At 63.7% G+C, this 20,473-nt stretch carries 23 protein-coding genes; 11 read left to right on the top strand and 12 right to left on the bottom strand.

The features are described from left to right. Positions 1-21 precede the first annotated feature (21 nt). On the bottom strand, positions 22-1,056 hold the full coding sequence (locus tag F0Q45_RS04590) for a DUF3152 domain-containing protein (protein ID WP_149652806.1): 1,035 nt from the start codon (positions 1,054-1,056) through the stop codon (positions 22-24). Between the two features lie 198 nt (positions 1,057-1,254). Here F0Q45_RS04590 and F0Q45_RS04585 point away from each other — a divergent pair, with 198 nt between their 5' ends. Beyond that, entirely contained in the window at positions 1,255-1,938 is a 684-nt protein-coding gene (locus F0Q45_RS04585) for a TetR/AcrR family transcriptional regulator (protein ID WP_149652805.1), read from the top strand. Here the strand turns inward: F0Q45_RS04585 and F0Q45_RS04580 are convergent. Beyond that, on the bottom strand, positions 1,935-2,180 hold the full coding sequence (locus F0Q45_RS04580) for a DUF3107 domain-containing protein (RefSeq protein WP_149652804.1): 246 nt from the start codon (positions 2,178-2,180) through the stop codon (positions 1,935-1,937). The genes F0Q45_RS04585 and F0Q45_RS04580 overlap by 4 nt on opposite strands. A gap of 358 nt (positions 2,181-2,538) precedes the next feature. On the opposite strand from F0Q45_RS04580, the gene F0Q45_RS04575 reads away from it, so the two are divergent. Then, entirely contained in the window at positions 2,539-3,114 is a 576-nt protein-coding gene (locus F0Q45_RS04575; protein WP_149652809.1) for a threonine AND proline RICH protein, read from the top strand. A gap of 6 nt (positions 3,115-3,120) precedes the next feature. On the opposite strand, the gene F0Q45_RS04570 is transcribed toward F0Q45_RS04575, so the two are convergent. After that, positions 3,121-3,816: a ferritin-like fold-containing protein gene (locus tag F0Q45_RS04570; protein WP_149652803.1), complete on the bottom strand. Its 696-nt coding sequence runs from the start codon at positions 3,814-3,816 to the stop codon at positions 3,121-3,123. 254 nt (positions 3,817-4,070) lie between these two features. Here F0Q45_RS04570 and F0Q45_RS04565 point away from each other — a divergent pair, with 254 nt between their 5' ends. Further along, positions 4,071-5,597, top strand: coding sequence for a DEAD/DEAH box helicase (locus tag F0Q45_RS04565; RefSeq protein WP_149652802.1), 1,527 nt, complete (start codon positions 4,071-4,073; stop codon positions 5,595-5,597). A gap of 13 nt (positions 5,598-5,610) precedes the next feature. Continuing rightward, on the top strand, positions 5,611-6,846 hold the full coding sequence (locus F0Q45_RS04560; RefSeq protein WP_149652801.1) for an Rv3212 family protein: 1,236 nt from the start codon (positions 5,611-5,613) through the stop codon (positions 6,844-6,846). A gap of 50 nt (positions 6,847-6,896) precedes the next feature. Here F0Q45_RS04560 and F0Q45_RS04555 read toward each other — a convergent pair whose 3' ends face one another. Beyond that, positions 6,897-7,697, bottom strand: coding sequence for a ParA family protein (locus F0Q45_RS04555; RefSeq protein ID WP_149652800.1), 801 nt, complete (start codon positions 7,695-7,697; stop codon positions 6,897-6,899). Positions 7,698-7,773: 76 nt separating this feature from the next. Between F0Q45_RS04555 and F0Q45_RS04550 the strand changes: the two genes are divergently transcribed. From F0Q45_RS04550 to F0Q45_RS04540, 3 genes are read left to right on the top strand one after another with little or no spacing between them, the layout of a single operon-like run. After that, entirely contained in the window at positions 7,774-8,373 is a 600-nt protein-coding gene (locus F0Q45_RS04550; protein WP_149652799.1) for an acid phosphatase, read from the top strand. Then, on the top strand, positions 8,337-9,470 hold the full coding sequence (locus F0Q45_RS04545; protein WP_149652798.1) for an isochorismate synthase: 1,134 nt from the start codon (positions 8,337-8,339) through the stop codon (positions 9,468-9,470). The genes F0Q45_RS04550 and F0Q45_RS04545 overlap by 37 nt, the downstream gene beginning before the upstream one ends. Further along, entirely contained in the window at positions 9,470-9,949 is a 480-nt protein-coding gene (locus tag F0Q45_RS04540) for a GNAT family N-acetyltransferase (RefSeq protein ID WP_149652797.1), read from the top strand. Before F0Q45_RS04545 ends, F0Q45_RS04540 begins: the two co-directional genes overlap by 1 nt. On the opposite strand, the gene F0Q45_RS04535 is transcribed toward F0Q45_RS04540, so the two are convergent. Beyond that, positions 9,901-10,332, bottom strand: a complete 432-nt coding sequence (locus F0Q45_RS04535; RefSeq protein ID WP_149652796.1) for a hypothetical protein — start codon at positions 10,330-10,332, stop codon at positions 9,901-9,903. The genes F0Q45_RS04540 and F0Q45_RS04535 overlap by 49 nt on opposite strands. A 115-nt stretch (positions 10,333-10,447) precedes the next feature. Between F0Q45_RS04535 and F0Q45_RS04530 the strand changes: the two genes are divergently transcribed. Then, on the top strand, positions 10,448-11,422 hold the full coding sequence (locus F0Q45_RS04530) for a diacylglycerol/lipid kinase family protein (RefSeq protein ID WP_149652795.1): 975 nt from the start codon (positions 10,448-10,450) through the stop codon (positions 11,420-11,422). Between the two features lie 265 nt (positions 11,423-11,687). Further along, positions 11,688-11,942, top strand: a complete 255-nt coding sequence (gene whiB1, locus F0Q45_RS04525; RefSeq protein WP_023371700.1) for a transcriptional regulator WhiB1 — start codon at positions 11,688-11,690, stop codon at positions 11,940-11,942. 64 nt (positions 11,943-12,006) lie between these two features. On the opposite strand, the gene F0Q45_RS04520 is transcribed toward whiB1, so the two are convergent. Beyond that, the gene (locus F0Q45_RS04520) at positions 12,007-13,509 is read right to left on the bottom strand and encodes a sensor histidine kinase (RefSeq protein ID WP_149652794.1); all 1,503 of its coding nucleotides are present in this window, start codon (positions 13,507-13,509) and stop codon (positions 12,007-12,009) included. Positions 13,510-13,539: 30 nt separating this feature from the next. Beyond that, positions 13,540-13,755, bottom strand: coding sequence for a biotin/lipoyl-binding carrier protein (locus F0Q45_RS04515; RefSeq protein ID WP_036391739.1), 216 nt, complete (start codon positions 13,753-13,755; stop codon positions 13,540-13,542). Between the two features lie 203 nt (positions 13,756-13,958). Between F0Q45_RS04515 and F0Q45_RS30095 the strand changes: the two genes are divergently transcribed. Next, positions 13,959-14,033, top strand: a complete 75-nt coding sequence (locus tag F0Q45_RS30095) for a 50S ribosomal protein bL37 (RefSeq protein ID WP_085976515.1) — start codon at positions 13,959-13,961, stop codon at positions 14,031-14,033. 96 nt (positions 14,034-14,129) lie between these two features. Here the strand turns inward: F0Q45_RS30095 and rsrA are convergent, their stop codons facing one another. Beyond that, the gene (gene rsrA / locus F0Q45_RS04505; RefSeq protein ID WP_149652793.1) at positions 14,130-14,435 is read right to left on the bottom strand and encodes a mycothiol system anti-sigma-R factor; all 306 of its coding nucleotides are present in this window, start codon (positions 14,433-14,435) and stop codon (positions 14,130-14,132) included. After that, positions 14,432-15,082, bottom strand: a complete 651-nt coding sequence (locus F0Q45_RS04500; protein WP_188112787.1) for a sigma-70 family RNA polymerase sigma factor — start codon at positions 15,080-15,082, stop codon at positions 14,432-14,434. The genes rsrA and F0Q45_RS04500 overlap by 4 nt, the downstream gene beginning before the upstream one ends. A gap of 306 nt (positions 15,083-15,388) precedes the next feature. On the opposite strand from F0Q45_RS04500, the gene F0Q45_RS04495 reads away from it, so the two are divergent. Continuing rightward, positions 15,389-16,237: an SDR family oxidoreductase gene (locus tag F0Q45_RS04495; RefSeq protein ID WP_149652808.1), complete on the top strand. Its 849-nt coding sequence runs from the start codon at positions 15,389-15,391 to the stop codon at positions 16,235-16,237. A 33-nt stretch (positions 16,238-16,270) separates the two neighbouring features. Here the strand turns inward: F0Q45_RS04495 and F0Q45_RS04490 are convergent, their stop codons facing one another. The 3 genes from F0Q45_RS04490 to F0Q45_RS04480 are packed head-to-tail and all read right to left on the bottom strand — an operon-like array spanning position 16,271 to position 20,373. Beyond that, positions 16,271-17,167, bottom strand: a complete 897-nt coding sequence (locus F0Q45_RS04490) for an alpha/beta fold hydrolase (protein ID WP_149652791.1) — start codon at positions 17,165-17,167, stop codon at positions 16,271-16,273. Between the two features lie 3 nt (positions 17,168-17,170). Further along, entirely contained in the window at positions 17,171-18,871 is a 1,701-nt protein-coding gene (locus tag F0Q45_RS04485) for a PHA/PHB synthase family protein (RefSeq protein ID WP_149652790.1), read from the bottom strand. Next, complete coding sequence (locus F0Q45_RS04480) at positions 18,868-20,373, bottom strand: long-chain-fatty-acid--CoA ligase (protein ID WP_149652789.1); 1,506 nt, start codon at positions 20,371-20,373, stop codon at positions 18,868-18,870. The genes F0Q45_RS04485 and F0Q45_RS04480 overlap by 4 nt, the downstream gene beginning before the upstream one ends. Positions 20,374-20,473 lie beyond the last annotated feature (100 nt).

Genomic DNA, 20,473 nt, shown 5'->3' with positions numbered 1-20,473 from the left:
ACGGCGCGCATCGTCGCCGGGCTAGGCGATCGGGTAGGGCCAGGGATTGAATCGGCAGGTCTTGCCATCCGCCTTGACGAAATCGGGGTCGAACTTGGCCGCATCGTCATCGGACGTAGAGAATGTCTGTTGCATCATTACCGGCGCTAAGCCGCCCTGCTTCTCGCACGGCTCGTGACGCACGTAGCCAATGGCATGGCCAACCTCGTGGTTGATCACGTATTGCCGGTAGGAACCGACGTCACCTTCAAACGGAACGGCTCCGCGCACCCAACGCGCCTCATTGATGAAGACGCGCGCTTGCCGGTCCGGCCCAAACGAGGGGTTGTAACACGAAGTTTCGAGCCGAAACTCGTAGCCGCATCCTTCACGCACCGTCAGCGGTGACACCAATGAAATGCGAAAGTCAACTTTTCCGTTGTCGTTTCCGTCGATCCGGACGAACGCAATACGCGGATCGTGCGTCCAGCCCTTGGGGTTGGCCAGCGTCTGGTCGACCATCTGCGCAAACGCGCTGTCGCCGCCATACATCGTAGGGTCCAACCCGTTCTCGATCTCGATGGTGTACCTAAACACCTTTGCCGTACCCTGGCCGATCTGCGGTGTCGCACCGAGAACTACCCGCCAAGACTTTTCTCCTGCCTCGGTAAAGGGACCGCCATCGGGTAACGTGCCGGCCGGCAGGTCAGCGGCGAACGCGGCCAGGCCACGAGGCGGCGCGTCGAAAATCGTCGTACCAACCGAACCGATAGTGGGCGGGTCGTGAACCGCGGCAGCCACCGCCTGCTTGGGCGATGCGGTGCCCGACACCGTCTGATACACCACCACCACTGTGAGCACCACCAGAACCGGCAATGCATACGCGCGCCAGCCGTAGGTCGACACAAACCGGCCCAGCCAGGTCTGTTTGCGCCACTGACGTGGCCGGCCGCGGTCAGCCCGGGGCCGACCGGCAGCCTGCCCGAGCGGGTCACGCTGGGCCCGCAGCGGTTCACGCCACTGGTCACGCAGCACCGGCACTCGGCCGATGCTGCGTGGTGGGTGCTGGAACGTCATTTTCCCAGGATCGCATGGCCGGGCTGGAGCGCGACCCCTGGCGCGCCCGAACAGGCCGAACGGACTACCATCCACCGGCCTCGATAGCGCCAGTTCTGATCAGCGCGGCGCCGCGGGTAGTAATGTCGTTGCGACAAAACCGTGCGGGCGCGGGGTGGCAAGCGGCCCGCGAAATGAGCGCAATCAGATTGAGGACCGATGAGCGATCTCGCCAAGGCTGCGCAAAGACGTGCCGTCAGATCGGCCGACCGCGCGCGGTCGGTGGACGTCCAAGCCTCGAATCGAAGAGGCAATCGGCTGCCCCGCGATGAGCGCCGTGGCCAACTGCTGGTCGTCGCCAGTGACGTCTTTGTCGACCGCGGCTACCACGCGGCCGGCATGGATGAGATCGCCGAGCGGGCTGGAGTCAGCAAACCTGTTTTGTACCAACACTTTTCCAGCAAGCTCGAACTTTATCTGGCGGTGCTCAACCGTCATGTGGACAACCTGGTCTCGGGCGTGCAGCAGGCGCTACGCACCACCACCGACAACCGTGGGCGCCTGCACGCTGCGGTTCAAGCATTCTTCGACTTCATCGACCATGACAGCCAGGGCTACCGGCTGATCTTCGAGAACGACTATGTCACCGAGCCCGAGGTCGCCGCTCAAGTGCGGGTCGCGACCGAATCATGCATCGACGCGATCTTTGCTCTGATCAGCGAGGATTCCGGGTTGGATCCGCATCGGGCCCGGATGATCGCGGTGGGCTTGGTCGGCATGAGCGTCGACTGCGCCCGGTACTGGCTCGACTCCGACCGTCCGATATCTAAATCAGACGCCGTCGAGGGCACCGTGCAGTTCGCCTGGGGCGGACTCTCGCACGTGCCCCTTGCCCGCTCCTAAGCCCGAGCGGCATCTACCCCGACTCCAAAGCCAACCCGGCGGCTGTCGGCGACGCCGATCTCGACGTAGGCAATTTTGGCGGCGTGAATCAAAAACCGACGACCCCGCTCGTCGTTGAGGCTCAACAGGCCCGAGTTTTCCCGCAGCGCCTCACTGACGAGTTCTTCGACCTCTCCGGGGGTCTGTGCGCTGGCGAAAACCAGCTCGCGCGGACTGTCCGTGATACCGATCTTGACCTCCACGGGGGCCCCTTCCGTTGATAGTGAAGTCGCAAGCATTTCAGCAGCAGGCTAATAGACGCACGCAACGCATACCGCCGCCTGGCCCCTGGCCGGCAGTTCACGGTAAGCGAAATCGCCCGGCCCGACTGTCACAATTGGGTCTAGCCCGGTCTGACACGCCGCACGACACCCGACTGGTTCGGTGACCGGCGATAACATCAGCACCATCAGCAACACAGTTCACACCCTTCATGACGACGTCCAGGACTACCCGGACGACGACGGTTATGACACCGGAGCCCATGACAGCGGCTACGGCGAGCTGGCCTGGCCCAGTGCCAGTCGGTGGCGTCCCGTCGCCGTCGTTCTAGGCGCCGTCGTGGCGGTCGGCGCCATCGCAACCGCGGTCATCATCAACAGCGGTGATAGCGCGACGACCAAGGCCACCGTTGGGGCTCCAACCCCCCGCACGGTGATATCCACCACATCGCGAACGGCCGCCCCGCCAAGCACGTCACCCGCTCCACACTCGAGTGCGCCAAGTACCACTCACCGGCCCAGCACCTCGGCGGTGCAACTGCCCCCCGAGACCGTCACCACAGTGACAACGCCCGGCAACGCACCGACACGGATACCGACAGCTGCACCGCAGCAGCCTGGCGCACCTCCGTCGGCCACATTAAATCCCCAGACGGTGGTCTACAGCGTCACGGGGACCAAGCAGCTCCTCGACATCGTGAACGTGGTCTACACCAACGAGCGCGGGTTCCCCGTGACCGAGTTCAACGTGGCCTTACCGTGGACCAAAATGGTGGTTTTGAATCCCGGTGTGCACACCGAGTCGGTGGTCGCGACCAGCATCTACAGTCGCCTCGATTGCGCTATCGTCAACGCCCAGGGTCAGCTAGTAGTCGCCTCGAGCAACAACGCAATCATTACCACGTGCACTCGCTAACCGCGATCAGGCCAGACCGAGTTCACCCATCCGCTGGTCGTGCGTCTGCTGCAGCCGCTCGAAAAACGCACTGAGCTGGCCCAACCCCCCGGAACCGGACACCACCAAGTCGACGAGTTCGTCGTGGTCGGCCAGCACTAACTGCGCCTGTGTGATGGCTTCGCCGAGCAAACGACGCGACCACAGGGCAAGGCGGCTTCGCTGTTTGCCGCTAGACATCACGGCAGCGCGTACCTCGGCAACCACGAACTGGGAGTGTCCAGTTTCCGACAACGCCGCGCGCACCACGTCGGCAACCTCGTCGGGCAGCGCATCGGCGATCTGCAAATACAAATCGGCGGCTAACGCGTCACCGACATAGGTCTTCACCAGCGCTTCCAGCCAGGTACTGGGCATTGTCAGCCGGTGGTAATTCTCCAGCGCCGACACGTACTTCGACATCGCCGACACCACGTCGACTCCGCGACGCTCCAACGCATCACGCAGCAGTTCGTAGTGACCCATCTCGGCGGCCGCAATGCTGGCCATCGAAATCCGCCCCCGCAGATTCGGAGCCATCCGCGCCTCGTCAGTCAGCCGATAGAAGGCCGCTACCTCGCCGTAAGCGAGCAACGCGAACAATTCGTTGACGCCCGGGTGATCCGCCGACAGCTTTGGCCTGGTCGAATCGGCCACCTGATCGGCGGACGAGGGCGAAGTCATGGCAACACTCTAGTCGCCGGAACTTCTGACATATGGGTGGCCGTTGGCCGACCGGTTATCATGGGAGCTGGTAGTGGCTGGCTCTGTGCTGCTACTACCGGAAATGTGCGTGCACGTAGCTGGCCCCGGATCAAATTGAGCAGCAGGCCAGCGACTCGGCGACGTATCGGAGTCGGTACTCGTGCGCGCGTCGAACCGCGACAGAGACGCACCGACAAGACCGATACCGTCACCGAAAGGCTATTCCTTCGCGTATGACCGCACTCAAAAGCACAACTGAACACAGCTTTGCCAAACTCGGAGTTCGCGACGAAATCGTCCGCGCACTTTCGGAAAAGGGCATCGAGCATCCCTTTGCTATCCAGGAACTCACCTTGCCTCTGGCACTCGCCGGCGAGGACGTGATCGGCCAGGCCCGCACCGGCATGGGCAAAACCTTCGCGTTCGGCGTGCCACTGCTGCAGCGCATCACCTCCGGCACTGCGGTGCGGCCGCTGACTGGCGCCCCACGGGCCCTGGTTGTGGTGCCAACCCGCGAGCTGTGTCTGCAGGTCACCGACGACCTAGCCGCGGCGGCCAAGTACCTAAACGCCGAGGAGGATCGTCGCCTGGCGGTGGTCTCGATCTACGGCGGGCGGGCCTATGAGCCGCAGATCGACGCGCTGCGCGCCGGCGCCGACGTCGTGGTCGGCACTCCTGGGCGGCTGCTCGACTTGTCCCAGCAGGGCCACCTCCAATTGGGCGGACTATCCGTACTGGTGCTCGACGAAGCTGACGAGATGCTCGACCTGGGCTTCTTGCCGGACATCGAGCGCATCCTGCGTCAGATCCCCGCAGATCGGCAATCGATGCTGTTCTCGGCGACCATGCCGGACCCGATCATTACCCTGGCCCGCACGTTCATGGTCCAGCCGACCCATATCCGGGCCGAAGCCCCGCATTCGCTGGCCGTGCACGACACGACCGAGCAGTTCGTCTACCGTGCCCATGCCCTGGATAAGTTAGAGCTGGTCAGCCGGGTACTGCAGGCCCGCGACCGCGGTGCGACGATGGTCTTTACCCGAACCAAGCGCACGGCTCAGAAGGTTGCCGACGAATTGAACGAGCGCGGATTCGCAGTAGGCGCCGTGCACGGCGACCTTGGACAGGTGGCGCGCGAGAAGGCGCTGAAGGCGTTCCGCGCCGGCGACATCAACGTGCTAGTGGCCACCGACGTGGCCGCGCGCGGCATTGACATCGACGACGTCACCCACGTCATCAACTACCAGTGCCCGGAGGACGAGAAGATGTACGTCCACCGCATCGGGCGCACCGGCCGGGCCGGACGCACCGGTGTGGCGGTCACCCTGGTGGACTGGGACGAGCTGGACCGATGGGCGATGATCGATAAGGCGTTGGGCCTGGGCTCGCCCGACCCCTCCGAGACCTACTCCAACTCGCCACACCTCTACACCGAATTGTCGATCCCGGCCGAGGCAGCCGGCACCGTCGGTCCCCCGAACCGGTCGCAACCCAAGCGCCGCGCCACTGACCAAGAAAGCCGGCCGGAGAAGTCTGTGCGGCCCGCCTCGGCCACCCGGCAGCGACGGCGCACCCGCGGCGGCAAGCGGATCACCGGGCACCCCACCACGAGCCCGGTCGTCGGCGGCGAGACCGGCTCAGAGTCAGGCTCCGGTTCGGGATCCAGCTCACCGTCGGGTAGCACCGAGACCACCCGGCGGCGCCGGCACCGCCGCAAGCCCGCCTGCGTCCAAGACAGCGCGCCCGCGTCAGCCAACTGAGCCGCGCCCACGGATGGTCAAACCGGAGCGGCGCACCAAAGGCGATATCGTGGCGGCCGCGGCCATCGCCGTCGCTGTTGTCCTGGCCGTTGCGCTGATCTGGTGGACCAGCGACGCGCGGGCCACCATCAGCCGACCTGCCGCAACTCCGGCGCCCAATCCAACCCCCGCCCGGGAGGTGCCGGCCGCACTGAAGCAGCTTTGGACCGCGCACAGCCCCGCCACTCGGGTACCCGTCGTGGCGGGCGGGACGGTTGCCACCGGCGACGGGCGCCGAGTGGAGGGGCGGGATCCGGCGACGGGTGAAACCCTCTGGAGCTACTCCCGCGACACGGACCTATGCGGCGTGACCTGGGTCTACCGTTACGCGGTCGCCGTTTACCGCGATGACCGCGGTTGCGGTCAGGTCAGCACCATTGACGGTTCAACCGGCCGTCGCGGACCCGCTCGCAGCAGCTATGCCGACCCGAGTGTGCTCCTCTCCTCCGACGGCACAACCGTGTTGTCCGCCGGTAATACCCGCCTCGAGCTGTGGCGATCAGACATGGTCCGAATGTTGTCCTACGGCGAGACTGATGCCCGGGTGAAACCCTCGAACCGGGGCCTGCATTCCGGGTGCACGTTGGAATCGGCCGCGGCAAGTTCGTCAGCCGTTTCCGTGCTCGAGGCTTGCAATAACCAAGCAGACCTGCGGCTGGTCCTGCTGCACCCGGGCAAGGAAGAAGACGAACCCGAACAACGGATTGTGCCTGAACCCGGGAATCGGCCGGGATCGGGCGCTCGCGTGCTGGTCGTCTCGCAAAACACCACCGCGGTGTATCTGCCCGGAGCATCCGGCGCGCAACCGCGCGTCGACGTGATCGACGAGACCGGCACCACGGTGGCAAGCACCCTGCTAGCCAAAGCGCCATCGCCCGCTGCCACGGTGTCGCAGACCGGCAACCTGGTGACGTGGTGGACCGGCGATGCGTTGATGGTTTTCGACACCGGGAAACTCACCCAGCGCTACACCATTGCCGCGGGCGCAACGGCTGCGCCGTTAGGACCGGGCGTGATGATGGCAGGTCAGCTGCTGGTGCCGGTTACCGGCGCTATCGGTGTCTACGACCCGGTCAACGGGGAGAACAAGGGCTACCTTGCGGTGGACCGCCCGCCGAGCACCCTGGGATCTGGGAAAGCGGTGATCCCGGTCGTTTCCGGCTCCGAGGTGATCGAACAGCGTGGCGACACCGTGGTGGCGCTGGGCTAAAGCTGGGGCCGGTTGGTATGCATCAGCTGGGGCACCACCCGCCTGCGCGGCTAAATCTCCACCGCGAACGCGGGTAGCGGCTTTCCGGACTTCCAATGCTTGAGCAGCGCCTGGGCCAGCTCGCGATAAGCCACAGCGCCCTTGTTCTTGCGACCTGCCATGACCGACGAGCCCGACGCGCTGGCCTCGGCGAACCGCACGGTGCGCGGAATCGGGGGCGCCAGCACCGGCAAGCCGTAGCGGTCGGCGACGTCCAGCAGGACATCACGGGTGTGGGTGGTTCGGGAGTCGTACAGCGTTGGCAAGGCGCCCAACAACCGCAAGCTGGGGTTGGTGATCTGCTGAACGTCGGCGACCGTGCGCAAGAACTGCCCGACGCCCCGATGGGCCAACGTCTCGCACTGCAGCGGAACAATGACCTCGTCGGCGGCTGTCAACCCATTGAGCGTGAGCACACCCAGCGAGGGCGGACAGTCGATGATGACAACGTCGAACTGGTCGGAGAGTTTGGCCAGCGCTCTTTTGAGCGCATACTCTCGGCCAGCCCGCATCAACAGCATTGCCTCGGCACCGGCCAAGTCAATGTTGGCCGGCAGCAGCGTCATTCCCTCCATCGTGGTGACCAGCGCCGCGTTGGGCTCGACTTCACCAAGCAGCACCTCATGCACCGAGACCGGCAGCTTGTCAGGATCGTGGCCGAGCGAGAAGGTCAAACAACCTTGCGGATCCAGATCGACGAGCAAAACTCTCCGTCCTTTGTCCACCATCGCAGCGCCGAGCGAGGCGACCGTCGTGGTCTTGGCTACCCCACCCTTCTGGTTGGCCACCGCCAGTACCCGGGTTTCTGTCACAGTGCCATCCTGACACGTACATGGCAACGCGGTAGGGGCGAACGGTCCGGCATGTCGTCCGGCACAATCAGTCGGCATGGGCTTACACAACCACCGGCTGCTGCTGCTGCGCCACGGCGAGACGGAGTGGTCGAAATCAGGCCAACACACCGGTCGTACTGATATCAAGCTGACTCAATCCGGTCGGATTCAGGCCAAGCTGGCCGAAAAGGCTCTGGCCGAACTCGCGCTCGACAACCCACTGGTGATCAGCAGCCCACGTAAGCGGGCGCTGACCACCGCTGAGTTAGCCGGACTGACGGTCGATGAGATATCTCCGCTGATCGCCGAATGGGACTACGGCGCCTACGAGGGCCTGACGACGGCCCAAATCCGTGAAATCGAACCCGACTGGCTGGTGTGGACGCACGGATGCCCCGACGGGGAAAGCGTCGCGCAGGTCAGCGAGCGCGCCGATGGCGCCGTCGCACTAGCACTGGAGCACATGGCGGCGCGCGACGTAGTGTTCGTCGGCCACAGCCACTTTTCCCGAGCGGTGATTACGCGCTGGGTCCAGCTACCGCTCACCGAGGGCGCCCGCTTCTTCATGCCCACCGCATCGGTCGGCATCTGCGGGTTCGAGCACGGGATCCGCCAGCTATGCGCACTGGGCGTGCAAGGGTATGCAGGCGATTGAGATCCAATGAACCACCGTTCGCGCTGTGCGGGCCCGGAGGAACCCTGGTTGTCGACGGGGTGCGGGCACGGTACCACGATGTGCGGGCGGCGCACGCGGCGCTGCACTCGGGTAAAGCGCCGATATTGTTAGGGGCGTTACCGTTTGACGTAAATGCACCCGCCGCATTGATGGTGCCGGATACCGTACAACGCCTGGAGACACTGCCCGGCTGGCCGACTGGCCCGCTGCCGGCGGTCAGCATTAGCGCTGCCATCCCACCACTTGCCGAGCATCGCGCCCGGATCAACCACGCACGGCGGCGGCTTGCTGCGCAAGACAACCCGTTGCGCAAAGTGGTGCTGGCCCGTACGTTGCGGTTGACCGCCGACGCTCCGCTGGACGCCCGTGTCATCCTGCGCAGGCTGGTCATTGCCGACCCGACATCGTATGGATACCTCGTCGATCTGAGCGCTGCCGGTGCCGACTACCCCGGGACAGCGCTGGTGGGCGCCAGCCCAGAACTGTTGGTCGCCCGATTCGGCGATCAAGTGGTGTGCCAGCCATTCGCCGGCTCAGCTCCCCGTGCCGCTGACCCACAAGTCGACGCCGCCAACGCAACCGCCCTGGCCAGCTCAGCCAAGAACCGTCACGAGCATCAGTTGGTCATCGACGCGATGCGCGCAGTACTGGCACCACTGTGCGATGACCTTGAGATTGCGTCCGAGCCCCAATTGACCCGCACCGCCGCGGTCTGGCATCTGCGCACGCCGATCCGCGGCCGATTGCGCGATACCTGCACCACTGCAATGGATTTGGCGTTGGCGCTACACCCTACGCCGGCGGTAGGTGGGGTGCCAACAGTCGCCGCCAGCGAGCTCATCGCGGCGCTGGAAGGCGACCGCGGATTCTACGCGGGCGCAATAGGTTGGTGCGACGCGAGGGGCGACGGCCAATGGGTGGTGTCCATCCGCTGCGCTCAACTCTCAGCCGACCGCCGCACCGCGCTCGCGCACGCCGGCGGCGGAATCGTTGCCGAATCCAATCCCGATGATGAAGTCGAGGAAACCACAACTAAATTCGGCACCATACTCACCGCGCTCGGAGTAAAACAGTGATGGCAACTATCCGCCCAGCCACACCGGAAGACACCACCGAAATTGTGGCCATGATCCACGAGCTCGCCGAATTCGAGCGCGCGGCCGACCACTGCACCGTCACCGAAAAACAACTGACGGCGGCCCTTTTCAGTACATCACCGTCCGTTCGGGGCCACATCGCCGAAAGTGACGGCCAGATCGTGGCCATGGCGTTGTGGTTTCCCAGCTTCTCCACCTGGGACGGCGTCAAGGGCATCTATCTGGAAGATCTCTACGTGCGGCCGGCGTTTCGCCGGCGCGGCCTGGCGCGTAGCTTGCTGGCGACACTGGCCGCTGAATGCCTCGATAACGGCTATACCCGGCTGTCCTGGGCCGTGCTGAACTGGAATTCGAACGCCATCGCCCTCTACGACGCAATCGGCGCTCAGCCGCAGCGGGAGTGGACCACCTATCGGCTCTCCGGCCCGGAATTGGCTGCACTGGCCGAACCACGCTGATCGCCGCCGACCACCCACCGCAGTGTCGACGGGCTGAAAAGCAATACCAGGACGGTACACGCGATGATTGCCACCGGGATTCCGCACGCCGGTCGATGCGAGCCGACAGTCAGATACCACGCCACCGGCAGCAAGAGTAGTTGGGCAAATACAGACAGCCCACGGCCCCAGCGTTGGCCCGCCGCCAGGGCGCATCCGGCGGCCAGCACCCCGCCACCCACGAGCGCGAACCATACTGCGGTTCCAAGGCCGTTGACCACGCGCTGATCGGCTCCGGCAAGACAACGCACGACCAAGATCGCGGCCATGACCAGTGCCGCTGCCCCCTGCGCGGCGACGATGAGTCCCGCGCCGCGCACGGTCAAGGGGACGCGAACAACCACGCCATCAGCGTAATCATGCGACCACGACGACTTTGCCTGCCTAGCCCTGGTCGCCGCGCGGCTCCTCCTCAGGCCGTACCGGCCCGCATCGTCGCCACGCCTAGGCTCATGCGTCATGCGAGCCGTGTTGATCGTCAACCCAACTGCCACTTCGATCACACCGGCTGCCCGCGACCTGGTCGCCCATGCGCTGAAAAGCCGTCTTCAACTCACCATGGAGCACACCAAACACCGCGGCCACGCAGCCGAACTAGGCCAAGCGGCGGTAGCCGCCGGAATGGATCTGGTGGTCGTGCACGGCGGCGACGGCACGGTGAGCGGCGTGGTCAATGGCATGTTGGGGCACCCGGGTGCCACGCCGAAGGGTCCCATCCCGGCGGTCGCCGTGGTGCCTGGCGGCTCCGCGAATGTGCTAGCCAGGGCCCTAGGAATTGCCCGCGACCCGATTGCAGCTGCCAATCAGCTGATCCAATTACTCGACGATTACGCACGCCGGCCGCAGTGGCGCCGCATCGGACTGATCGACTGCGGCGAGCGCTGGGCGGTGTTCAACTCCGGAATGGGTGTGGACGCAGAGGTCGTTGCGGCGGTCGAGGCTGAACGCGATCGGGGCGGCAAAGTTACAGCCTGGCGCTACATTCGGGCGGCAGTGCCTGCTGTCTTGGCCTACACGCGCGGTGAACCCACTCTCTCGCTAGAACTTCCGGGTCAAGGACCGGTCACCCGGGTGAGCTTCGTCTTCGTGTCCAACTCCAGTCCGTGGACCTTCGCAAACAAACGGCCAGTGTGGACCAATCCTGGCTGCACCTTCGAGTCAGGACTTGGAGTGTTTGCACCCACTACGTTGCGGACGATCCCCACCCTGCGGATCGTTCGACAGATGTTCGCCGAGAAGCCAAAGTTCGAGTTCAAGCACCTCATCACCGCCGATGATGTGCCTTGGCTCCGGGTTACCAGCACTGCGGGTCCGACGGCCTGTCAGTTCGACGGCGATTACCTCGGCCTACGCGAAACCATGACGTTTCGGTCGGCGCCAAACGCGTTGGCGGTGGCTGCTCCACCTCCGAAAACCCGGCTTGACCTGCGATAATCTGCACCGTGACAAGCTTGCGACGAAAATGTAGGGCGAAATTGGGGGCTTAGTGTAGTACAACGGAGTAAGGACTTAGCTAAGAGCACGTCAAAGTGAGATAGCCCACGCGCCTACGTAACGCTATTGACATCTGTTGAGCCTGTGAAACGATCGGAAGGTTGCATGCAGAGATATGTAGGGGTGCGGAAATCTTTCTTGTGCACGCGTTAAGCCAAGCATCGCCCGTGCGCCTTGCTGCGCACCTAGTGAGGAGTAGTGACTAATGGATTGGCGCCATAAGGCGGTCTGTCGGGACGAAGATCCGGAGCTGTTCTTTCCGGTAGGAAACAGCGGCCCGGCGCTCGCGCAGATCGCCGACGCGAAACTGGTCTGTAACCGGTGCCCAGTGACCACGGAATGCCTCAGCTGGGCGCTAAACACTGGCCAGGACTCGGGCGTCTGGGGCGGAATGAGCGAAGACGAGCGGCGAGCGTTGAAGCGTCGCAACGCCCGGACAAAGGCCCGTAGCGGAGTTTGAAACGACTCAGTACGCCGCTATTACGGCCCCGACGCACCGTCGGGGCCGTATTGTTGCGCGCTCACTACACCATCAACCGGCCCCGACGCCCAATGGGCACCCGTAAAACCACGTCGGTGCCGCGCTCCGGGGCTTCCCGCATCCCCAATGAACCATCTAGCTCCGCTGATACCAATGTCCGCACGATCTGCAGGCCGAGGCTGTCCGACTTCTCCAAGCTGAATCCATCAGGCATACCACGTCCGTCGTCGTGGACCACGACATCGAGCCAGCGTGCCGAGCGCTCGGCTCGAATCGTCACAGACCCCTCTTGTGCCGCCGGTGAGAAGGCATGCTCGATCGCGTTCTGAACCAGTTCGGTAATCACCATGATCAGGGCCGTGGCCCGGTCGGAATCCAGTACACCGAGGTCGCCGACTCGGTTAATCCGGATCGGCCTGTCCACCGACGCTACATCGTTCATGATTGGAAGAATCCGGTCGATGACCTCGTCCAGGTTCACCTGTTCGTCCACCGACATCGACAAGGCGTCATGGACCAAGGCGATCGACGACACCCTGCGCACTGACTCGATCAGGGCTTCCCGTCCCTCGGCATTGGCCGTCCGCCTGGCCTGCAGCCGCAACAGCGCCGCGACAGTCTGCAGGTTGTTTTTCACCCGGTGGTGGATTTCCCGGATCGTGGCGTCTTTGGATATCAAGGCTCGGTCCCGGCGTTTCACCTCGGTGACGTCGCGGATCAGTATGGCAGCACCCGCGCCGACGCCGTGTACCACCAGCGGCAGCGTCCGCAACAACACCGTGGCGCCCCCGGCGTCGACCTCCATGCGCATACTGGGTCCGCCTGTCAGCAAATCCCGGACATGCTCTGCCATCTCTTCAGCCTCAAACGGATCCGATATCAGCGGCCGCGTGATCTCGACTAGCTTGTGCCCCTCTAATTCGCTGCTCAGACCCATCCGGTGGTAGGCCGACAGCGCGTTGGGGCTGGCATAAGCGATTACACCGCTCACATCCAGGCGGATGAAGCCGTCACCTGCACGGGGCGTAGATCGCGACATAGCCACGTCGCCGACGTCGGGAAACGTGCCTTCGGCCAGCATGTGCAGAAGATCATTGGCGCAATCCCGATAAGCGGTTTCCAAGTGACCGGATGCGCGTTGAGCTGCTACTGCCGTTTGATGCTGCGTCAGCACCGCCACCACTTGGTTGCCGTAGCGGACCGGCGAGGCGCCGACGTTTGGACCAGGCAGTTCTCCCGAATGCGGTTGGGCCGCATCCGGTTCCCAAATGGCGGCGCCCGAATCGAAGGTCTCGGCAACCAGTGCCAGCTTCTCGGCGGCGACGACGGTGCCCACTGCGTCGGTCTGCAGCACCGTCGGCGCGGTGTTGGGGCGGCATTGCGCCACACATACCAGCACGCCGTCATCACGGCGGACCCACATCAAATAGTCGGCGAACGATAAGTCGGCCAGGAGTTGCCATTCCCCGACCACCGCATGCAGGTGGTCGACGGCGTTACCGGGAAGCACCGTGTGTTCGGCCAGCAGATCACCGAGAGTGGACATCGATGACTCCCGAGTCGCTCTCGCTTGTCGCTAGCTGATCACAGCGATCAGGTCGCCGGCCTGGATGACATCGCCCACGGCCACGCTCACCTTGCTGACAGTGCCGTCGACCTCGGCCAGGACGGGGATCTCCATCTTCATCGACTCGAGTAGCACCACGACATCGCCCTTGCCGACTTGGTCGCCTTCGCTGACCACGACTTCGAGCACGCTGGCCACGATCTCGGCGCGAACATCCTCGGACATCATCACCCCACTCGTGTTGGCCATCTCGCATGCTGACTGCTGCTCCATCGGGCTTCCATCAGCTTCTGTATATCGAACCATAAGGCCCCCGAGGGTGGCGGCGCGCGGGCTCGTGTGCCTACCTCGGTAACTGCGTGCGACACTGGACACCAACATGAGCGGCCCGTGGCCGTCCTGCATCTGATTAGTCATGGAGGTTCCCGATGGCCAAGCGTGGCCGCAAGAAGCGCGACCGCAAGCACAGCAAGGCCAATCACGGTAAGCGGCCCAACTCCTAACCCGGCGACGATGCACGCCGCTGTGTGGCGTGAGGAGGAGCCGGGCAATCGGGCTGGACCCGGCGACGAGACATGCCCGCCCGTGGTCGAGCGCACCTACTCGCTGGCGCGAATAATGGTTGTCCGGCTGATCTCCAGCCGCACCCGCTCCCGCAGGCCCGCTGGGGCCCTCTCGCCTTTGCACTTGGTCGCGATCAGCACCTTGACTCGCTCCTCGAGCCCGTAATGCTTCAGGCATCCAGGGCATGCCTCGAGGTGTCGGCGTAGCTTTTGGCGCGTCTCCGGTGTGCACTCACCGTCAAGCAGAGTCCACACCTCCGCAATCACCTCCGCGCAGCCAAGGTAGCTGTGAGAGTCCTCAATGGCCGGGTACGAGTCGCTTGAGCTGAAAAAATCGCTCATGACGACACCTCCTCATGGGATTGTTCACCGCGGACAAAGCCCCTCTCCTTGGCCACGTCAGCCAGCAGAGCCCGCAGCTGGCGTCGACCGCGGTGCAGCCGCGACATCACCGTGCCAATCGGCGTATCCATGATCTCGGCGATCTCCTTGTACGGGAAGCCCTCGACGTCGGCGTAGTACACTGCCATGCGAAATTCTTCCGGCAACGCCTGCAGCGCCTCTTTGATCTCGGAGTCCGGCAGTGCCTCGAGGGCCTCGACCTCAGCCGAACGCAGCCCGGTGGAGGAATGCTCGGCGTTGGCCGCCAGTTGCCAATCGGTAATCTCGTCGGTCGGATACTCCACCGGTTGGCGTTGCTTCTTGCGATAGCTGTTGATGTAGGTGTTGGTCAGAATCCGGTACAGCCAAGCCTTGAGGTTAGTGCCCGCACGGAACGAACGGAATCCCGCGTAAGCCCTCACCATCGTCTCTTGCAGTAGGTCTTCGGCATCGGCGGGATTTCGCGTCATGCGCAGCGCACCGCCGTACAGCTGGTCTAGCAAAGGAATTGCGTCACGCTCGAAGCGCGCCGTCAGTTGCTCGTCCGTCTCCTCGTTCGGCTCGGGGTTGGGAACCTCGGGCCCGGTCTGGCCATCGATGTCGGACATCTTGATTAACACGGTCCCTTCGGTTGCGGTCTCACCGGACTGCGCCAGTAGCGACACCGGACTCGCAAGGAAGCGCTCCAACTGCTCCTCGCTTAACAGGCTCGTCGCTGTTGGCACCCGGCTCCCCTTCCCCCAATCTAAAGGCCGCGACCGACAGGGTTCGCTTCGGTCTCTGGTTTGTTGCTATCGCCGACCCGGCTACAGCAGCCGCACCAATCAACGGCATCAGCAGGCCCGCTATTTCCTTCGGAGAGTGGGGACAGTCCCGCACGTCGAAATATGTCGGGTGGCGTTAGGGTGACGACCATGTCTCTCAACGGCAAGACCATGTTCATCTCAGGCGCTAGTCGGGGCATCGGCCTGGCGATCGCGAAACGGGCCGCGCACGATGGCGCCAACATCGCCCTTGTCGCCAAGACCGCCGAGCCTCATCCGAAACTTGCCGGCACGGTGTACACCGCCGCCAAAGAACTTGAGGAGGCGGGCGGACAGGCACTGCCGATCGTCGGGGACGTCCGTGACCCCGAATCAGTTGAGTCCGCGGTGGCCAAGGCTGCAGAACGATTCGGCGGCATCGACATCTGCGTCAACAATGCCTCGGCCATCAACTTGGGGTCCATCACCGAAGTGCCGATGAAGCGCTTCGACCTGATGAACGGAATCCAGGTGCGCGGCACATACGCAGTGTCACAAGCGTGCATCCCGCACATGAAGGGCCGAGCGAACCCGCACATCCTGACCCTGTCCCCACCGGTGCTACTGGACAAGAAGTGGCTCAAGCCGACGGCCTACATGATGGCCAAGTACGGCATGACGCTGTGCGCGTTGGGAATCGCCGAAGAGATGCGCGACGCGGGCATCGCGTCGAACACCTTGTGGCCGCGCACGCTGGTGGCTACCGCTGCCGTGCAGAACCTGCTCGGCGGCGCCGAGGCGATGGCAAGGGCCCGCAAGCCCGAGGTGTATGCCGACGCGGCCTACGTCATCCTTAACAAGCCCTCCCGCGAATACACCGGCAATTCGGTGTTGTGCGAAGACGTGCTGGTGGAATCCGGTGTCACCGACTTGTCGGTGTATGACTGCGCACCGGGCGCCAAGCTCGGGGTCGACCTGTGGGTCGAGGAGGTCAATCCACCGGGGTACGTCCAGCCTTAAGCCTGTGGCCGGAAAGCAGCTGTGCCACAGAAGTCACCGCCGACTTGGCGGCGCGAGCGTAACGCCATGGCGAAAAAGCAGCGGCCGATTGGCCGTGGCGTTACGCTCGCGTCCCGCTTTGCCCAGGAACCGCTCGATGACCGGCGCCAGTTCGGTCGCGTTGTGCACCAGGTCGATATGTCCCCCGGAATGCACATGCAGCCGAGAATGCGGCAGCAACGTGTTCATGATGTGGGCATTGGCAACCGGAATAATCGGGTCATCGGTGCCGGCTACGATCAACGTTTCCTGCCGTACCGCCGGTAAGGCGAACAGACTGGTCCAGACGGAGCCCGCCAGCAGCTGGTGCAAATAGCCAATCTTCGATCCGGCGCGCAGCTGCCGGAAGAACAGTTGGGCCACGTCTTCACCGTGAGCGCGGACGGTACCGCCGTATAGCTCACCCGCTATGGAAGCTGCGTAGTTGGGTTCTGAGAACCGGCGTGGAGTAAGCATTTTCGCCAGTATCCTGGGATGGCCCGGTACCATCATCACACCGGTACCCGTCGCGACTAGCACTAGGCGCCGGCACCGGCGCGGATGCTGGAGGGCGAACTGTTGAGCTAGGGCCCCACCCCAGGACAGTCCAAGGACATCGACCGCCCCGATGCCCAGTTTGGACAGCAGTCGGCCCAATATCCAGGCGAGGTAGGGAAACCCATAGGGAAGAACAGATGTGGGTGATCCACCAGTCCCGGGAACGTCGAACCTGACGACCGTGCGGTCGAGTTGTTCCACCAGCGGATCGAGAACCTCCAGGCTGGCCCCGATACCATTGCACAGCACCAGCGGGACGCCGGTTCGCTGGTGAACGTTAACTCGGATCCGCTGTCCGCCGACGCACAAGTAGCGCTCCTCGCCAAGCGCACTCTTGGCGTGGGTTTTAGCCACGGGTCACTTCTCCATCACGTAACTGCCCGGGGCCGGCGCCAGCGGCGGAAGACCTTGTTCTCCAAGCGCATTGGGCGCATCGATTTCCGGTCCGCTGCGATCACCTAGCCAGCCCACGTAGTCCGGCCACCAGGAGCCGGCAAGCTGCCGAGCAGACTCGAGCCACTGTTCTGGCTTTTCTGCGTCGACCGCACCGGTCCGGAAGGACGCTTTCGGGTTACCGGGCGGGTTCACCAGCGCCGCGATGTGGCCGCTGGTCGAAAGCACATAGCGATTGTCCTTGCTGCCCAGCAATCGGGCACTACGGTAGGTCGCTTGCCATGGGGAGATGTGGTCGGCGACGCCGCCGATCACATATGCGTCCGAGCTGATCTTGGACAGGTCGACCGGGCTACCGAGCATGCTGACTCCGCCGGGCGTAACCAGCGCGTTGCGCAAACCCAGGAGCACCATGTCGCGGTGCAGTGCCGCGGCCATCCGGGTGGTGTCGGCGTTCCAAAACAACACGTCGAAGGGCGCCGGCTTGCGGCCCTGCACATAGTTGTTCACCCAGTAGCGCCACACCAGGTCGGTGGGACGCAGCCAGGCGAACGTTTCTGCCATGTCGCGGCCGTCAAGGTAGCCCTTCCGAGCCGAAACTCGTATTGCCGCCTGTGCGGCCCGCTCACTCATCGCCGCGGCGGCAAGACCGGCGCGGATTTCGTCCAGCACGGTAACGGCCAGGGTGAGACCTGCGACCCGGTCGGCCTCGCCAATATGAGCGAGGTGGGCAGCCGTCATCGCCGCGATGATGCCCCCCGAGCAGCTCGCCATCAGGTGAACGCTGTTGGTCCCGGCGACTTTCTGCACCGCGTCCATTGCCTCCACGATCGCCGCGCCATAGGCGTTGAAACCCCAATCCCGGTGGCGGGCCTGCGGATTGCGCCACGAGATAGCAAATACTTGCTGACGCTGCTGAACGAAGTACTCGATCATGCTGCGCCCAGGTCCGATGTCCATGATGTAGAACTTGTTGATCACCGGCGGCACCATGAGCAACGGGATCGTACGCACCGTCGGCGTCTGCGGCGCATACTGGATCAACTCGAACATCGAGGTCCGCAGTACCACCGCGCCTTTGGTGATAGCGACGGTCTCCCCCACAGAGAAGGCGTCGGGCTCGACCATCGCCGGCACGCGGGGCTTCGAAAGCAGGTCCCGGGCAAAGGCTTTAACACCTCGCACCGCACTGAGGCCGCCAGTGTCGATCAGAGCCTTCCAGCCCAGCGGACTAATCAGCGGGTTGTTACTGGGCGCCAGGCCCTCCACGACGTTGTCGACGACAAACTGCATCTTTTCGTGGTCACGCCAATCCAGCGCTGCGTCGGCGAGCAACCCCTCGGCTGCCTCCGCGCCGGCCAAATATGCCTGCATGATCCGGTACAGCAGCGGATTTTCTTGCCAGGCAGCATCGGCAAACCGGGTATCGGCCCGCGCCGGAGCGCGGTGTGACCTTCCGGCGGCAATGCTGCCGAGTTCACGAGTAAGCGCGGCCGCGCGGCCCGCCACGGCGCCGGGGCGTTGCGCGAGATTGGCACCGAAACGCGCCCACGTGGTGTTCGGTAGCATCCGGTTGACAAACGGCCGGGTGGCGCTGGTGAGCAGCAGGTCTAGCGGTGTCGCCAGCTCATCGGGTTTCGTTAGCGCAGTTGCCACGGTTATCATTTGCTTTCGGTTGTAGGGACGGTGATTTCACGCTTGAGGACCTTTCCGGTGGGTCCTTTGGGCAATGCGTCGACGAGCCAGAGCACGCGTGGGTACTTGTAGGCGGCTACCCGGGCCTTGACGTACTCGCGCAGCTCGTCGGGGTTCGCTGTCGCGCCTTTCTTGAGAGCGACGGCAGCGCTGACTTCCTCGCCGAGGGAATCGTGCGGGATTCCGATCACGGCAGCTTCGGCAACCGCTGGATGCTCATAGAGCACTTCCTCGATCTCACGTGGGTAAACGTTGTAGCCGCCGCGGATAATCATGTCCTTGGTGCGGTCGACGATGTAGAAGTAGCCGTCTTCGTCGACTCGTCCTATGTCACCGGTGGCCAGCCAACCCTCGGCAGTTATGGTGTCTCGGGTTGCGTCCGGCAGGTTCCAGTAGCCCTTCATCACGTTGTGACCGCTGATTTGGATCTCGCCGGTCTCCCCCTGCGCGACCTCAGCTCCGGCTAGGTCAACGACCCGCATCTGGACGCCTTCAATAGGCATGCCGATAGAGCCAACCTTGCGCGGTCGGTGAGGGTGATTGAACGAGGCCGCCGCGGTGCTTTCGGAAAGGCCGTAGCCCTCGAGAACGGAACAGCCAAAAGTCTTTTCGAAGTCGTCGAGCACCTGGACAGGCAGCGCCGCGCCACCGGAAACGCAGACTCGCAGACTCTGCGCCGCCTCCGGTTGGACCGTGTCGGCCACGCCGAGCAGTGCCAAATACATTGTCGGCACACCTTGAAACACGGTGACGCCGTCACGCTCGATGACCTCAAGCGCCTTGCGCGGGTCGAACCGCGGGATCAGGGTTAACATCGCGCCGGCGAGCACAGAAGCGATAAGTCCGCAGGTCAGACCGAAGACGTGAAACAGCGGTAGGCAACCCATTACCACGTCGTTTGGCCCGGTGTTGATCAACGTGCGAACGCTGACCTCGGCATTGCGGCCTAGGTTCGCGTGAGTGAGCATGGCGCCCTTAGGTTTTCCGGTCGTGCCTGACGTATGCAAGATGATCGCGATTTCGTCGTCGGTGCGATCCACCGGAAATTCTTGGGCGGGAAGGTCTTGGACCAGCTTGGCCAGCGCGTCGTCGACGATCCAGTTCCGCACGCCTACTTTGGCGGCGCCCGCGGTGGCCTCATCGGCAAAGTCAGCTGTCGCGAACAGCGCCTTGGCGCCGCTGTTGGAGAGGTAGTACTCCACCTCGCGGGCCTTCAGCAGCGGGTTCATCGGGACCGCGACCGCGCCGCGATACATGATCCCGTAGAACGCAATGGCGTACTCGGAAGTATTGGGCAACATCAAGCCGACTCGATCACCTGGCTTGATCCCGGCGTACTCCAGCAATGTCGCCACCCGAGCGGCCGCGGTGTGCAACTCGCTGAAGGTGATCTGTAGATCGTCGCAGCGCAGCGCAATGCGTTGGGGGTACATTTCTTTCGATGCGACGAGGTGGGCGGTTAGGCTGGTCATCAGGTGTCTCCGTAGGTGCTTGGGCTGCTGTGTAAATGGTCATTCGGGACAGTAGGGGTCACAATGTTGCGGCGGACAACCTCAGGGCCGGTTCGGTGTT

Source organism: Mycobacterium simiae (assembly GCF_008370645.1).
Taxonomy (GTDB): Bacteria; Actinomycetota; Actinomycetes; order Mycobacteriales; family Mycobacteriaceae; genus Mycobacterium; species Mycobacterium simiae_A.
This window is presented reverse-complemented; position numbering and strand designations above follow the sequence as displayed.

Coding starts and splice junctions, on each gene's coding strand:
- F0Q45_RS04590 (WP_149652806.1), bottom strand. CDS start 1,056: ATGACGTTCCAGCACCCACCACGCAGCATCGGCCGAGTGCCGGTGCTG.
- F0Q45_RS04585 (WP_149652805.1), top strand. CDS start 1,255: ATGAGCGATCTCGCCAAGGCTGCGCAAAGACGTGCCGTCAGATCGGCC.
- F0Q45_RS04570 (WP_149652803.1), bottom strand. CDS start 3,816: ATGACTTCGCCCTCGTCCGCCGATCAGGTGGCCGATTCGACCAGGCCA.
- F0Q45_RS04565 (WP_149652802.1), top strand. CDS start 4,071: ATGACCGCACTCAAAAGCACAACTGAACACAGCTTTGCCAAACTCGGA.
- F0Q45_RS04560 (WP_149652801.1), top strand. CDS start 5,611: ATGGTCAAACCGGAGCGGCGCACCAAAGGCGATATCGTGGCGGCCGCG.
- F0Q45_RS04550 (WP_149652799.1), top strand. CDS start 7,774: ATGGGCTTACACAACCACCGGCTGCTGCTGCTGCGCCACGGCGAGACG.
- F0Q45_RS04545 (WP_149652798.1), top strand. CDS start 8,337: ATGCGCACTGGGCGTGCAAGGGTATGCAGGCGATTGAGATCCAATGAA.
- F0Q45_RS04540 (WP_149652797.1), top strand. CDS start 9,470: ATGGCAACTATCCGCCCAGCCACACCGGAAGACACCACCGAAATTGTG.
- F0Q45_RS04530 (WP_149652795.1), top strand. CDS start 10,448: ATGCGAGCCGTGTTGATCGTCAACCCAACTGCCACTTCGATCACACCG.
- whiB1 (WP_023371700.1), top strand. CDS start 11,688: ATGGATTGGCGCCATAAGGCGGTCTGTCGGGACGAAGATCCGGAGCTG.
- F0Q45_RS04520 (WP_149652794.1), bottom strand. CDS start 13,509: ATGTCCACTCTCGGTGATCTGCTGGCCGAACACACGGTGCTTCCCGGT.
- F0Q45_RS04515 (WP_036391739.1), bottom strand. CDS start 13,755: ATGTCCGAGGATGTTCGCGCCGAGATCGTGGCCAGCGTGCTCGAAGTC.
- rsrA (WP_149652793.1), bottom strand. CDS start 14,435: ATGAGCGATTTTTTCAGCTCAAGCGACTCGTACCCGGCCATTGAGGAC.
- F0Q45_RS04500 (WP_188112787.1), bottom strand. CDS start 15,082: ATGTCCGACATCGATGGCCAGACCGGGCCCGAGGTTCCCAACCCCGAG.
- F0Q45_RS04495 (WP_149652808.1), top strand. CDS start 15,389: ATGTCTCTCAACGGCAAGACCATGTTCATCTCAGGCGCTAGTCGGGGC.
- F0Q45_RS04485 (WP_149652790.1), bottom strand. CDS start 18,871: ATGATAACCGTGGCAACTGCGCTAACGAAACCCGATGAGCTGGCGACA.
- F0Q45_RS04480 (WP_149652789.1), bottom strand. CDS start 20,373: ATGACCAGCCTAACCGCCCACCTCGTCGCATCGAAAGAAATGTACCCC.